Source organism: Micromonospora sp. WMMD961 (genome assembly GCF_029626145.1).
Lineage (GTDB): Bacteria > Actinomycetota > Actinomycetes > Mycobacteriales > Micromonosporaceae > Micromonospora.
This window is the reverse complement of record NZ_JARUBJ010000002.1, coordinates 3,107,190-3,122,735: the sequence shown is the minus strand read 5'-3', so window position 1 is coordinate 3,122,735 and position 15,546 is coordinate 3,107,190. Positions and strand designations below refer to the sequence as shown.

Annotated in this window: 2 protein-coding genes; both read right to left on the bottom strand. The window is 74.1% G+C overall.

All coding sequences use genetic code 11. The features are described 5' to 3' along the window. Positions 1 to 26: 26 nt before the first annotated feature. Positions 27 to 4,880 (bottom strand): type I polyketide synthase, encoded by a 4,854-nt coding sequence (locus tag O7614_RS14405; protein ID WP_278138956.1) that lies wholly within the window; start codon positions 4,878 to 4,880, stop codon positions 27 to 29. After that, a complete protein-coding gene (locus O7614_RS14400) occupies positions 4,880 to 15,541 on the bottom strand; it encodes a type I polyketide synthase (protein WP_278138955.1) in 10,662 nt (3,553 codons plus the stop codon). The genes O7614_RS14405 and O7614_RS14400 overlap by 1 nt, the downstream gene beginning before the upstream one ends. Between the last annotated feature and the right edge of the window lie 5 nt (positions 15,542 to 15,546).

Below are 15,546 nucleotides of genomic sequence, written 5' to 3'. Positions count from 1 at the left end.
TAGGTCTCCCCTTGTGAGCGTGCGGGTCAGGCGATGCCGAACTTCTTGCCGAGGAGGTCGAACATCTCCTCGTCGGTGGCGTCGGCCAGGGCTTCGCCCGCGGTCTCCACCGGCTCGGCGCGCCCGTGCTTCCAGTCGGCGACGAGCGCCTGCATCCGGGTCATCAGCCGGACGTACGTGACGTCGTCCGGTTCGAGGTTGTCCAGGGCCGCTTCCAGGCGGTCCAGGTCGTCCAGCGCGGAGCTGTCCCCCGGCCCGCCGCACAGGCTGTCCAGGAAGGCGGCGAGCGTGGTCGGGTTCGGATAGTCGAAGACGAGCGTGACGGGCAGCCGCAGCCCGGTGGTGGCACCCAGGCGGTTGCGCAGCTCCACGGCGGTCACCGAGTCGAACCCGAGTTCCTGGAAGGCCTTCTTCGGTGGCACCTCGTCGGCGCAGGCGTAGCCGAGCACCGTGGCGACCTGCGCCCGTACCGTGTCCAGCAGGGCCTTGGCCCGCTCGGCCGGTGGCAGGCCCGCCAGGCGCGCGGCGGCGCTCTCGCCGGCCCCGTCCCCGTCGCGGGCGATCGCCGCGAGCACCTGCTGCGCCTCCGGGATCGCGCCGACCAGAGGGCTGGGCCGGGTGGCGGTGACCGCGACGAAGAACCGCTCCCAGCGGATGTCGGCGACGGTGAGGAACGGCTCGTCGTGCTCCACCGCCTGCCGCAGCGTGGTGATCGCCAGCTCGGGCGCCATCTCGGCGACGCCGTGCCGGGTCAGCAGCTCACCGAACTCGCCGTCGGCCATGCCGCCGCCACCCCAGGCGCCCCAGGCGATCGCGGTGCCCGGCAGGCCGAGGGAGCGGCGGTGCTGCACCAGGGCGTCCAGGTAGGCGTTGGCGGGGGCGTAGTTGCCGACCCCGGAGCTGGCCACCGTGCCGGCGAACGAGGAGAACGTGATGAACGCGTCCAGGTCCAGGTCCCGGGTCAGCTCGTGCAGGTGGCGGGCGGAGTCCACCTTGGCGCGCAGGACGCCGTCGACGCGGTGGGTCTGCAGGGCGTCGATCACGCAGTCGTCGAGGACGGCCGCGCTGTGCACCACTGTGGTCAGCGGCGTATCGGCGGGGATCGCGTCGATCAGGGCGGCAAGGGCGTCGCGGTCGGCGGCGTCGCAGGCGGCCACTGTGACCGTCGCGCCCAGCGCGGTGAGGTCGTCGCGGAGCTGGTGTGCGCCGGGTGCGTCCGGGCCGCGGCGGCCGACCAGCAGCAGGTGCTCGGCACCGTGCGCGGCCAGCCAGCGGGCCAGCTGGGAACCGAGACCACCGGTGCCGCCCAGGATGAGGGTGGTGCCGCGCGGCTGCCAGCTCCGCACCGGGCCGCGGTCGCCGACCGGGGCGCGCATCAGCCGCCGGCCGAGCAGGCCGGTCGGTCGGATCGCGGCCTGGTCCTCGCCGGTGACGCCGGAGAGCAGGGCGCAGAGCAGACCGGAACCGCGCTCGTCGAGGCTGGCGGGTAGGTCCACCAGGCCGCCCCAGCGGTCCGGGTGTTCCAGGGCGGCCACCCGGCCGAAGCCCCAGAGCAGCGCCTGGGCCGGGTTGGCCGGCGGGTCGTCCGGTCCGGTGCCGATCGCGGCCCGGGACGCGCACCACAGCGGTGCGCCTACGCCGAGGTCACCGAGGGCCTGCACCAGTACGACGGTGGCGGCGAAGCCGCGCGGGGTGGAGCGGTGGTCGCGCAGGACCCGCTCGTCCAGGGCGAGCAGGGAGAGCACACCGTCGGGACGGTCACAGCCGGCCGCGTCGAGCGCCAGGGTGAGCTGGGCGGCCAGCGCGGTGCGGTGGACGTCGACCGGGTCGATCTCCACCGGCACCACCCGCGCGCCGCCGACTCGCAGAGCCGAGCTGACCTCGGCCGGCAGCGGCGAGTCGATCCCGGCCGGTACGGCGACCAGCCAGGTGCCGGTGAGACGGGCCGGTTGGTCGGGGACGCGTACCCACTCGTCGCGGTAGCGCCAGCTGTCCAGCGTCGAGCCGGTCTGCCGCTGCCGCCGCCACGACGACAACGCCGGGAGCAGGTCTCCCACCGCCGCCGGGTCGACGCCGATGGTCTCGGCGAGCACGTCGGCGTCCTGCCGCTCCACCGCGTTCCAGAAGACCGCGTCGTCGGTGCTCGGGGTCGCGGCGGCGGGCGCCGGGGGCCGCCGGCCGCCCAGCCAGTACGGCCGCCCCTGAAACGCGAAGGTCGGCAACGGCACGGTACGCCCGTGCGGGTGGACGGTGGCGAAGTCGACTGCGGCACCGTGCACGTACGCGGAGGCCAGCGAGTGGGTGAACCGCCGGAGCCCGCCGTCGCCGCGCCGCAGCGTGCCCAGCACCACGGCGTCGCCACCGGCGTCCTCGGCCAGCCCGGTGAGCCCGGCGATCAGCACCGGGTGCGGGCTGATCTCGACGATCAGGGCGTGACCGGCGTCCAGGGCGGCACGGACGGCCAGGTCCAGGCGGACCGGGTTACGCAGGTTGTCGTACCAGTACGCGGCGTTCATCGCGGTGCCGTCGATCGGCGCGCCGGTGACCGTGGAGATGATCGGCACGGTGCCGGCGGTCGGCGTGATCCCGTCCAGGAGCCGGGCCAGCTCGGCCTCGATCGGCTCGACCTGGGCACAGTGCGAGGCGTAGTCCACCTGCACCTGCCGGGCGCGGACGCCGGCCGCCTGGGCCGCCGTCAGGAAGGCCGCCACGTCGGCACCGGCCACGACCACACTGGACGGGCCGTTCACCGCCGCGACGGCGATCCCGTCGGTGAGCAGCGGTTCGACAGCGGCGAGCGGAGCGTTGACCGACACCATGCCGCCGGTGCCGGACAGGGCGAGCAGGGCGCGGCTGCGCAGGGCGACCACCTTGGCGGCGTCGGTCAGCGACAGCGCGCCGGCCACGCACGCGGCGGCGATCTCGCCCTGCGAGTGGCCGACGACCGCGCCGGGCCGTACGCCACGGGAGATCCAGGTTTCGGCCAGCGACACCATCACCGCCCAGAGCGCGGGTTGGACCACGTCGACGCGGTCCAGCGCCGCCGGGTCGGTGCAGCGCAGCACGTCGAGCAGCGACCAGTCGACGTACGGGTCGAGGGCGGCGGCGCACTCGGCGATCCGGGCGGCGAAGACCGGCTCCTGGTCGAGCAGCTCGGTGGCCATGCCGAGCCACTGTGAGCCCTGACCGGGGAAGACGAACAGCGGTCGGCCGCCGAGCTGCCGGTCGGCGCGGGGGGCGTTGCCGTCGGGGAACTCGGCGAGGCTGCTCAGCATCTCCTCCCGGGTGGTGCCGACGACGACCGCACGGTGGTCGAAGGCGGCCCGGGTCTTGCACAGCGAGTGTCCGACGTCCGACGGGGTGAGCGAGGGGTGCCGGGTCAGGTGGTCGTACAGGCGGCGGGCCTGCGCGGCGAGACCGGCCTCGGTGCGGGCCGAGATCGGCCAGGCGGCGACCGGACCGTCGGCGGGGTCGCTGGTCTCGGCGGGGGTCTCGGTCGGCGGCTGCTCCAGGATGATGTGCCCGTTGGTGCCGGAGACGCCGAAGGACGACACCCCGGCCCGGCGCGGGTGCCCGGTCTGCGGCCACGGGATCGTCTCGGTGAGCACCTGCGCGGCGCCGGTCGACCAGTCCACGTGCGAGGTGGGCGCGTCGACGTTGAGCGTCTTCGGCAGGACCCCGTGCTGGATGGAGAGCACCGCTTTGATCAGCCCGGCGATGCCGGCCGCCGACTGGGTGTGCCCGATGTTCGACTTGACCGAGGTGATCCAGAGCGGGTGCTCCGCCGGACGGCCCCGGCCGTACGTCTCCAGCAGCGCCTGCGCCTCGATCGGGTCGCCCAGTGTGGTGCCGGTGCCGTGCGACTCGACGGTGTCGACCTGGTCCGGGGTGAGTCGGGCGTTGGCGAGCGCGGCCCGGATGACCCGCTCCTGGGCCGGGCCGTTGGGGGCGGTGAGGCCGTTGGACGCGCCGTCCTGGTTGGTCGCGCTGCCCCGCACGATCGCCAGGATCGGGTGGCCGTTGCGCTGCGCGTCGGAGAGCCGCTCGGCCATGATGATGCCGACACCCTCTCCCCAGGCGGTGCCGTCGGCGGCCTCGGCGAACGGCTTGCACCGCCCGTCCGGGGCCAGCCCCTTCTGCCTGCTGAACAGGATGAACGCCCCCGGTGCCGCCATGATCGTGACGCCGCCGACCAGGGCCAGGTCGCACTCACGCGACCGCAGCGACTGGACCGCCCAGTGCATCGCGACGAGCGACGACGAGCAGGCCGTGTCCACGGTGACGGCTGGTCCGCCGAAGCCCAGGCTGTACGCGATCCGGCCGGACGCGACGCTGGTGGTGGTGCCGGTGCCGAGGTACATGTCGACGCCCTCGGGCGCCTCGTGCAACGCGGTGCCGTAGTTCTGCTGGGTGATGCCGACGAACACGCCGGTCTGGCTGCCGCGAAGGCTCTGCGGGTTGACGCCGGCCCGCTCGATCGCCTCCCAGGACGCCTCCAGCAACAGCCGTTGCTGCGGGTCCATGGCGAGCGCCTCGTGCGGGCTGATCCCGAAGAACGCGGCGTCGAAGTCCGCGGCGTCGTCCAGGAACGAGCCCTCCCGGACATAGCTCTGGCCGGGTGCGTCCGCGTCCGGGCTGTAGAGCGACTCCAGGTCCCAGCCCCGGTCGGCGGGCAGCGGGCCGAGGGCGTCGCGCTCGTCGACGAGCATCTGCCAGAGGTCCTCCGGACCGCGTACGCCGCCGGGGAACCGACAGCTCATCGAGACGATCGCGATCGGTTCCCGGTCACGGTTCTCAGCCTCGTGCAACTGCTGCTTGGTCTCCTGAAGGGTGGTGGTGACCTTCTTGAGGAAATGGCGAAGCTTCTCGTCGTCTGCCATCACGACACTCCGAACTCTCGGGTGATGAACTCGAACATCTCGTCGTCGGTGGCCGACTCGAGGTCCTGCGCCACGTCCGCGGCGCCGGTGGGCTCCAGCCCGGCCAGCAGGTCGCGCAGGCGGCTGGTCACCTGCTCGCGTACCGATCCGTCGCCGGGCAGGGTGGCCACTGCCGCCTCGATCCGGCTCAGCTCGGCCAGCAGCGGCTCGGCCGCCCCGGCCTCGTCCGGCACCACCTGCGCCCGCAGGTACGCGGCGAGCGAGTGGGCGTTCGGGTAGTCGAAGACGAGGGTGGCCCGCAGCCGCAGGCCGGTCGCGACGTTGAGCCGGTTGCGCAGCTCGACGGCGGTCAGCGAGTCGAAGCCGAGTTCCTTGAACGGCAGGGTCGGGTCCACGTCGTCGGGGCCCGGGTAGCCGAGGACGGCGGCGACGTTGGCGCGTACCACCTGGAGGACCAGGGCGTCGGCGTCCTCGTCGGCGAGACCGGCGAGGCGCTGGGCCAGGCCCACCACCGACGGACCGCCGGCCGGTTCGGCGACCGGCCGGGCCGCGCCACGGACCAGACCGCGCAGCAGCGCCGGTACGGTCTCCACCGGCTGGTTGCGCAGGCCGGCCAGGTCCAGGTCGGCCGGGACCAGCAGCGGCTCGTCCAGCACTCCCGCCGTGTCGAACAGGGCGAGCGCGCGGGCGGTCGGCAGTCGCCGGACCCCGCCGCGAGCCACCCGGCGCAGGTCGGCGCCGTCCAGGTGCCCGGTCATCCCGCTGGCCTGCTCCCACAGGCCCCAGGCCAGGGATTCGGCGGGTAGGCCGAGCGCCCGCCGGTGCCGGGCCAACTCGTCGAGGAAGGCGTTGGCGGCGGCGTAGTTGCCCTGTCCGGCGCCGCCGAGGACGCCGGCCGCCGAGGAGAAGAGCACGAACCGGGCGACCTTGCGGTCCCTGGTCAGCAGGTGCAGGTTCCACGCGGCGTCGGTCTTCGGTGCCAGCACGGCGTCGATGCGGTCCGGCGTCAGCGCGGTGACGACACCGTCGTCCAGCGCGCCTGCCGCGTGCACGACGGTCAGCGGCCGGTCGGCGGGGATTCCGTCGAGGACCGCCGCGAGGGCGTCCCGGTCGGTGGCGTCGCAGGCCTGCACGGTGACCTCCGCGCCGAGCTCGGTGAGGTCGGTGAGGAGGGCGTCCACCCCGTCGGCGGCGCGTCCGCGACGTCCGGTCAGCACCAGCCGCCGGGCCCCGTGCTCGGTGACCAGGTGCCGGGCGAGCAACCCGCCCAGGGTGCCGGTGCCACCGGTGATCAGCACGGTGCCGTCCGGGTCGCCGCCGGTGATGTCGGTGCGCGGTTCCGGGGCCACCGGGACCGGTGCCAGGCGTGGGGCCAGCGGCCGACCGGCACGGACCACCACCTGCGGCTCGCCGGAGGCGACCGCCGGGACGGCCACGGTCAGCGAGGTGGGATCGTCGTCGAGGTCGAGCAGGACGAAGCGGTCCGGGTTCTCGGCCTGCGCGGTGCGGATCAGGCCCCACGCGGCGGCTGCCGCCAGGTCACCGGCCGGGTCGTCGGTGTTCGTCGCGACCGCGCCCCGGGTGACCACGACCAGCCGCGACGCCCCGAACGCGGGCTCGGCGATCCAGCGCTGCACCAGGTCGAGCGCGGCCTTGGTGCTGCGCCGCGCGCCGGTGCCCGGTTCGGCCGTAGCCTGCGCGTCCGCCGGCAGCGTCAGGAAGACCATCTCGGGTACGACCGGGGCGTCCACCAGCGCGGCCAGGTCCGGATATCCGGTCCCGGCGACGCGGGTCAGCTGGTACGGGTCGACGCCGACGACGGTGGTGCTCGGCACCGTCCCGGGCAGCACCGGGGTCCAGTCCAGCCGGTACAGCGACTCGTGGTCGCCGCCGCGGGCGCTGGCCAGCCGGTCCGCCGACACCGGCCGCATGATCAGCGAGTCGATCTCGGCGACCGGGGCGCCGGTGCTGTCGGCGACGGTGAACGAGACGCCGACGGCGCCGGCGGGCTTGAGTCGGATCCGGAAGCTGGAGGAGCCGGTGGTGTGCAGGGAGATGCCGCTCCAGACGAACGGGAGGCGACTGCGCTCGGCGGGTTCGCCGTCGCCCATCCGGGTCAGGAAGGTGTTCAGCGACATGGCCTGCAGGCCGGCGTCGAGCAGGGCCGGGTGCATGCCGTACGCGCCGGCGGCGGCCCGGCCCGACTCGGGCAGGGACAGCTCGGCGTACACGTCGTCCTCGGTGACCCAGGCGGCGCGGAGGCCCTGGAACATCGGTCCGTAGTCGAACGCGGTCCGGCTGACGGCCTCGTAGAACTCGCTGAGGTCGACCGGTCGGGCGCCGGGTGGCGGCCAGGTGGTGAGGTCGGCCGGCCCGGTCGGATCGGCGGCGGTGCTGATCGCTCCGGTGGCGTGGTGGATCCAGCCGGCGCCGTTCAACGGGTCGTCGCCCTGGCCGTCGTCGGAGCGGGAGCGGACGTTGACGACGCGTCGACCGTTGCCGTCCGGCGGGCCCACCCAGAGTTGTAGTTGGCGGGCACCGCGTTCGGGCACGATCAGCGGGGTGAGCAGGGTGAGTTCTTCCAGCCGCCGGCAGCCGGTCTGACCCGCGACGTGCAGGGCGAGTTCGACGAAGGCGGTGCCGGGCATGACGTTGGCGCCCATCACCTTGTGCTCGCCGAGCCAGGGGTGGGCCTCGACGGAGAGCAGGCCGGTGAAGAGGACCGCGTCGGAGTCGAGCAGTGGGATGGCGGCGCCGAGCATCGGGTGGTTCGCCGCGTTGAGGCCGGCGGTGGCGATGTCGGCGGTGGTCGGGAGGTTGACCTCGTCGACCCAGAACCGCTGCTGTTGGAAGGGGTAGGTGGGCAGGTCGACGGTCCGGGTCGTCGGGATGACTGTGTTCCAGTCGACCGGTGCGCCGTGCACCCACGCCTCGGCCAGGGCTCGCACGATCTGCTCGCTGCCGCCCTCACCCCGGCGCAACGTCCCGACGGCGGGGGCGTCCACGCTGTCGGCGATCGCCCCGGTCAGCACCGGGTGCGCGCTGACCTCCACGAAGATCCGATGCCCGGCCGCGTACGCCGCCTGCACCGCCAGATCCAGCCGCACCGGCTGCCGCAGGTTGCGGTACCAGTACCCGGCGTCCATCACACCGCCGTCCTCGACAGTGGAGAACACCGGCACGTCACCAGACAGCGGCTGCACGCCGTCGAGCAGACGGGACAGCTCGGCCTGCACCGGCTCGACCAGCGGGCAGTGCGAGGCGTAGTCGACCTTCACCCGCCTGGCCCGCACCCCCGCCGCCTCCGCAGCAGCCAGGAACCCATCCAGGTCCGCGCCCGCCACCGCGACACTGGTCGGACCGTTGACCACCGCGACACTCACACCCTCGGTGAGCAGGGGTGTGACCACGTCCAGGCCGGCGCTGACCGACACCATGCCACCGCTGCCCGCGATCGACAGCAGAGCCCTGCTGCGCAACGCGACGACCTTCGCCGCGTCGCTGAGCGACAACACACCCGCCACACACGCCGCGGCGATCTCACCTTGGGAGTGACCGATCACCGCATCAGGGGTGACACCCCTGGCTTTCCACACCTCGGCCAACGCGACGTGCACCGCCCACAACACCGGCTGCACCACGTCCACCCGCTCCAACGGGTCATCCGAGCGCAACACGTCCAGCAGGTTCCAGTCCACGAACTGAGCCAGAGCCGCGGCGCACTCGGCGATCCGCGCCGCGAACACCGGCTCGGACTCCAACAACCCGGCCGCCATGCCGACCCACTGCGAACCCTGACCCGGGAACACGAACACCACACCCGACGAACGCGCCACACCCGACACCACCGTGCTCGACGGCAACCCGTCGGCCAACGCGGCCAGACCGGCCCGGTGGTCCGGGCCGAGCACCACCGCGCGCTGGACGAACTCGGATCGGCCCAGCAGCGAGTGGGCGACCTCGGCCGGCGCCCACTCCACGCCGGCGAGTCGGCGGGCCTGGTCGGCGACGGCCTTGGCGGTACGCCCGGACAGCACCCACGGCACGTCCGGCGACACCACGGCCGGCTCGGCGGCCGGCTCGGCGGGCGCCTCCTCGATGATCACGTGGGCGTTGGTGCCGGAGACCCCGAACGACGAGACGCCGGCCCGCCGTGGCCGCCCGTACGCCTCCCACGGCCTCGCGTCGGTGAGCAGCTCGACCGCACCGGCCGACCAGTCCACCTCGGGTGTGGGCTGGTCCACGTGCAGGGTGCGTGGCATCGTCTCGTTGCGGATCGCCGCGACCATCTTGATGATCCCGGCGACACCGGCGGCGGCCTGCGCATGCCCGATGTTCGACTTGATCGACCCCAGTCGCAGCGGCCGGTCCGCCGGGCGGCCCTGACCGTACGTGGCCAGCAGCGCCTGCGCCTCGATCGGGTCGCCGAGCACCGTACCGGTGCCGTGCGCCTCGACCACGTCGACGTCGGCGCTGCGCAGTCCCGCGTTGGCCAGGGCGGCGCGGATGACGCGTTGCTGGGAGGGACCGTTCGGTGCGGTCAGCCCGTTGGAGGCGCCGTCCTGGTTGACCGCGCTGCCACGGACCACGGCCAGGACGTGGTGGCCGTTGCGCCGGGCGTCGGAGAGCCGCTCCACCACCAGGACACCGGCGCCCTCGGCCCAGCCGATCCCGTCGGCGGACCCGGCGAACGACTTGCACCGCCCGTCCGGGGCCAGTCCGCGCTGCTGGCTGAACGCGACGAACGCGGCCGGGGTCGCCATCACCATCACGCCACCGACCAACGCGAGGGAGCACTCCCCCTGCCGCAGCGCCTGGGCCGCGAGGTGCAGGGCGACCAGCGACGACGAGCAGGCGGTGTCCACCGACAGCGACGGGCCCTCCAGCCCGAGCGCGTACGACACCCGGCCGGAGATGACGCTCGCGGTGGTGCTGGTCAGGCCGAAACCGCCGACGCTGGACGGGTCACGCCCGAGGACCCCGCCGTAGTCCTGGCCGCTGGTGCCGGCGAACACCCCGGTCCGGCTGCCCCGCAACGACACCGGGTCGATGCCGGCCCGCTCGATCGCCTCCCAGGACACCTCCAGCAACACCCGCTGCTGCGGGTCCATCGCTACCGCCTCGCGGGGGCTGATCCCGAAGAACGCGGCGTCGAAGTCGGTGGCGCCGTCGAGGAAGCCGCCCTCCCGGACGTAGAAACCGCCCGGCCGGTCCGCCTCGGGGTCGTAGAGGCCGGCGATGTCCCAGCCCCGGTCCTCCGGCACCCCGGTGATCCCGTCGGTGCCCAGGTCGACCAACTGCCACAGGTCCTCGGGCGTCCGCACCCCGCCGGGGTAGCGGCAGGCCATGCCGACGATGGCGATCGGCTCGTCCGCGGCGACCGGCGTGGCCTCGGGGATCGCCGCCGCCGGCGCCTCGATGCCGCCCAACTGGTCGTGCAGATATCCGGCGATGGCCTGCGGGGTCGGGTAGTCGAAGATGAGGGTGGCCGGCAGGCGCAGCCCGGTGGCACCGCCCAACTGGTTGCGGATCTCCACAGCGGTGAGCGAGTCGACGCCGAGTTCGGAGAGGGGCTGCAGCGGCGGGACGGCCGCCGGACCGGAGTGGCCCAGGACGGCGGCGGCCTGTCCGCGTACGAGATCGAGCAGTGTGCGCTCCCGGTCTGCCTCGGCGAGGGCGGCGAGGTGGGTGAGGAACGCGGTGCCGGCGCGGGTCTTGGCGCCCGGCTTGCCTCCCGGCACCCGGACCAGCCCGCGCAGCAGCACCGGCACGCCACCCTGGGCGGCCTGCGCCCGCAGCGCGGCGAAGTCCAGCCGGGCCGGCGCGACCACCGGTACGGGCGCGGCGATCGCCCGGTCGAAGAGCGCGAGCGCGTCGGCGGACGGCATGGAGACGATGCCGCCGCGCGCGATGCGGGAAAAGTGGGTGTCGTCGAGGTGCTCCGACATGCCGCTGCGGGCGTCCCAGAGGCCCCACACCAGGGACACGCCGGGCAGCCCGGCCGCCCGCCGGTGCTGGGCGAGCGCGTCCAGGTAGGCGTTCGCCGCGGCGTAGTTGCCCTGGCCGCCACCACCGAGGGTCGCGGCGAGCGAGGAGAACAGGACGAACGCACTGAGGTCCGCGTCCCGGGTCAGGTCGTGCAGGTGGTGGGCGGCGTCGACCTTGGGCCGCAGCACCGCGCCGACCCGTCCCGGGGTGAGCGCGCTGACCACGCCGTCGTCGGAAACCCCGGCGGCGTGCACCACAGCGGTCAGCGGGTGCTCGGCGGGTACCGAGGCGAGCAGCGCGGCCACCTCGGCGCGGTCGGCGGTGTCGCAGGCCCGCAGGGTCACCGCGGCGCCCAGTGTGGTCAGTTCGGCGCAGAGTTCCGCGCTGCCCTCGGCGGCGCTGCCCCGGCGGCTCGTCAGCAGCAGGTGCCGCGCGCCGTGCCGGGTGACCAGGTGTCGGGCCAGCAGGCCGCCCAGGGTGCCGGTGGCGCCGGTGATGAGGACGGTGCCGTCCGGGTCGAGCGGGGGGTTCGGTTCGCGGGGCGGGGCGAGCCGGGCCAGCCGGGGCACCCGCACCACGCCGCGTCGCACGGCGACCTGCGGTTCGCCGGAGGTGACCGCCTCGATCAGGCGGGCCGCGCTGCCCGGGTGCCCGTCCAGGTCGGCCAGGACGAACCGGTCCGGGTTCTCCGACTGGGCCGAGCGGAGCAGACCCCAGACCGGGGCGGCGGACAGGTCGGTCACGTCCTCGTCCGGGCCGGCGGCTATCGCCTGGCGGGTGACCACCACCAGCCGGGCCCCGTCGAACGCCCTGTCGTCCAGCCAGTGCTGGGCCGTGACCAGCGCCGCGACGGTGGTGGCGTGGGTGGACTCCGGGTCGTCGTCCGCTGCGGAGCAGCCGGCCAGGACCAGGTCCGGGCGGTCCGCGCCACCGGCCAGTGCGACACCGAGGGCCGCGACGTCCGGGTAGCGGTCCGCGTCGACGTCGGCGAGTTCGGGCAGGTCGTCGCCGAGGATCGCGATCCGGCCGCTGTCGACGGCGGTGGTCGTGACGCTCGGCCAGTCGACGTGGAAGAGGGTGTCGTCGGGGGTGGCGAGTTGGTCGGCGGAGATGGGACGCAGCGTGAGCATCCGTACCTCGGCGACCGGCGCGCCGGTGGCGTCCGCGGCGGCCACGCTCACGTCGGCGTTCTCCGCGATCCGTACCCGCACCCGCAGGTCGGTGGCGCCGGCCGAGTGCAGCGCCACGTCGTTCCAGGCGAACGGCAGCCGGTTGCCCTGCTCGGTGGTCCGGGCCGGCAGCAGGCCGGTGGCGTGCATGGCCGCGTCGAGCAGCGCCGGGTGCAGACCGAAGTCGGCCGGGTCGGTGCCGCCGCCGTCCGGGATGCGCACCTCGGCGTACGCGTACTCGCCGGCCACCCAGGCTCGTTGGAGTGCCTGGAACGCGGGCCCGTAGGTGAAGCCCTGCGCGGCGAGCCGGTCGTAGAAGCCGGTCAGGTCGGCGGGTCGGGCGTCGACCGGTGGCCAGGTGGTGAAGTCCCGCCAGTCCGTGGTGGACGCCTCGGCGACCTGCACCACACCGGCGGCGTGGCAGGTCCACGGCTTGTCCGGGTCGGCGGTGTCGACCGCCCGGGAGTGGATGGTGACCGGGCGGGAGCCGTCCTCCTCGGCCGGGCCGACCGACACCTGCAGCTCGGTGTCGCCGCGCTCGGCCAGCACCAGCGGCGTCTGGAGGGTGAGTTCCCGCAGGTGGCCGGCGCCGACCTGCGCACCGGCGCGCAACGCGAGTTCCACGAAACCGGTGCCGGGCACCAGCACGGTGCCCTGCACCGCGTGGTCGGCGAGCCAGGCGTGCCGGTCGAGGCTGAGTCGGCCGGTGTAGAGGAAGCCGCCGCCGTCGGCGAGCGCGACGGCCGCGCCGAGCAGCGGGTGCCCCGCCGGGCGGACGCCCACGTTGGTCAGGTCGCCGGTCCACCGGCGGGAGGTGTCCGGCCAGTACCGTTCGTGCTGGAAGGCGTACGTGGGCAGGTGCACCGGCCGTCCGGCGGGGAGCACGGTACGCCAGTCGACTGACACCCCGTGCACGTGCAGGCGGCCGAGCGCGGCGAGCAGCGCCACCGGCTCGGGACGGTCCTTGCGCAGCGCGGGGACGGCCACCTGGTCACCGGTCAGGCACTCCTCGGCCAGCGCGGTCAGGACACCGCCCGGGCCGATCTCCACCAGTGTGGTGACACCGACGTCGACCAGCGCGGCGATGCCGTCGGCGAAGCGGACCGCGTCCCGGACGTGGCGCACCCAGTAGGCGGCGTCGAGCCGTTCGTCGAGCCGGCCGGTGACGTTGGAGACGATCGGGATGCGCGGCTCGTGATAGGTGACGCTCTCCGCGACCCGGCGGAAGTCGTCGAGCATCGGCTCCATCAGCGCCGAGTGGAAGGCGTGGCTGACGGTCAGCCGCCTGGTCTTGCCGAAGTGCGCGGCGACCGCCTCGACCGCCTGCTGTCCACCGGAGAGCACGATCGAGCGCGGGCCGTTGACCGCCGCGATCGAGACGCCCTCGGTCAGCAGCGGCAGCACCTCTGCCTCGGTGGCCCGTACCGCGACCATCACCCCGCCGGCGGGCAGCGCCTGCATCAGGGTGCCGCGCGCGGCGACCAGTGTCGCCGCGTCGGCGAGGGACAGCACCCCGGCCACGTGCGCGGCGGCCAGCTCGCCGATCGAGTGGCCGATCAGGTGGTCGGGGACGATCCCCCAGGACTCCACCAGCCGGTACAACGCCACCTCGACGGCGAACAGACCGGCCTGGGTGTAGGCGGTCTGGTCCAGCAGGCCGTCCGGGTTCTCCGCGATCACCCGGCGCAGCGGCTGGTCCAGGTGCGGTTGGAGCGCGTCGCAGACCTCGTCGAACGCGGCGGCGAAGACCGGGTACGTCGCGGACAGGTCGCCACCCATGCCGGTGCGCTGGGAACCCTGTCCGGAGAACAGGAACGCGGTCCGTACGGGCTGCCGCCCACCGGTGAGCACTGCGGTGTCGTGGCGCCCCTCCGCCAGCGCCGCGAGCCGGTGCACCAGGTCGTTGCGGTCACCGGGGAGGATCACGGCCCGGTGGTCGAACGTGCTGCGGTCGGCCGTGAGGGCGTACGCCAGATCGCGCAGGCCGACCCGGTCGTCGCCGGCCACCCGGGCGAGCAGTTTCGCCGCCTGGGCCCGCAACGCCCGCTCGGTACGCCCGGACAGCAGCCACGGTCCGTCCGGTGCGGTGCTCGCCGCCGGTGCGGTGTCGTCGGCGACGTCCGGGGCCTGTTCGAGGACGACGTGCACGTTGGTGCCGCTGACCCCGAACGAGGAGACCGCAGACCGGCGTGGCTCGTCGGTCCGGGGCCACGGCTGTCGGCTGGTGAGCAGTTCGACGGCGCCCTCGGACCAGTCGACCTGCGGGGTCGGCTCGTCGACGTGCAGCGTCTGCGGCAGGATGCCGGCGCGCATGGCGAGGACCATCTTGATGATCCCGGCGACGCCCGCGGCGGCCTGGGTGTGCCCGAGGTTGGACTTGATCGAGCCGAGCCACAGGGGGCGCTGGGGGTCGCGGTCCTGGCCGTAGGTGGCGATGAGGGCCTGCGCCTCGATCGGGTCGCCGAGGCTGGTGCCGGTGCCGTGTGCCTCGACCGTGTCGATCTGGCTGGGGGTGAGGCCGGCGTTGGCCAGTGCCCGTTGGATGACGCGCTGCTGCGCCGGGCCGTTCGGGGCGCTGAGCCCGTTGGAGGCGCCGTCCTGGTTGACCGCCGAGCCACGGATCACGGCGAGGATCCGGTGGCCGTTGCGCTGCGCGTCGCTGAGCCGCTCCAGGACCAGCACACCGGCGCCCTCCGCCCAGCCGGTGCCGTCGGCGGCGGCGGCGAACGCCTTGCACCGCCCGTCGCCGGAGAGACCGCCCTGGCGGGAGAACTCGAGGAACGCGCCCGGCGTGGCCATCACGGTGGCGCCACCGGCGAGCGCGAGCCCGCACTCCTGTTGGCGTAGGGCCTGCGCGGCGAGGTGCAACGCCACCAGCGACGACGAGCACGCGGTGTCGACGGTGACCGCCGGGCCCTCCAGGCCCAGACAGTACGAGATCCGGCCGGAGACGACGGCCGCCGCGTTGCCGGTGAGCAGGTGCCCCTCCAGCCCAACGGATGCGCCCAGCAGCAGCGTGCCGTAGTCCTGGCCGGCGGTGCCGGCGAAGACGCCGGTCTGGCTGCCCTTCAGCGTCACCGGGTCGATCCCGGCCTGCTCCAGGGCCTCCCAGGTGACCTCCAGCAGCATCCGCTGCTGGGGGTCCATGGCGGTGGCCTCGCGTGGTGAGATGCCGAAGAAGGCCGCGTCGAAGTCGGCCGCGTCGTAGACGAAGCCGGCTTGGCGTGCGTCGGAGGTGCCCGCCGCGCCGGAGCCGTCGCCGAACAGCGCGGCCAGGTCCCAGCCCCGGTCGTCCGGGAACTCGGCCATCGCGTCGCGGCCGTCGAGCAACAGCTGCCACAGGTCCTCGGGGGTACGCACGTCGCCGGGGAAACGGCAGCCCATGCCGATGATGGCGATCGGCTCCTGCTCGCCCGCCTCGACCTCGCGCAGCCGTTGCCGCGTCTGGTGCAGGTCGGCGGTGACCCGCTTCAGGTAGTCGAGGAGCTTGTCTTCAGTCAGCATCGCTT

Coding starts and splice junctions, on each gene's coding strand:
- O7614_RS14405 (WP_278138956.1), bottom strand. CDS start 4,880: ATGGCAGACGACGAGAAGCTTCGCCATTTCCTCAAGAAGGTCACCACC.
- O7614_RS14400 (WP_278138955.1), bottom strand. CDS start 15,541: ATGCTGACTGAAGACAAGCTCCTCGACTACCTGAAGCGGGTCACCGCC.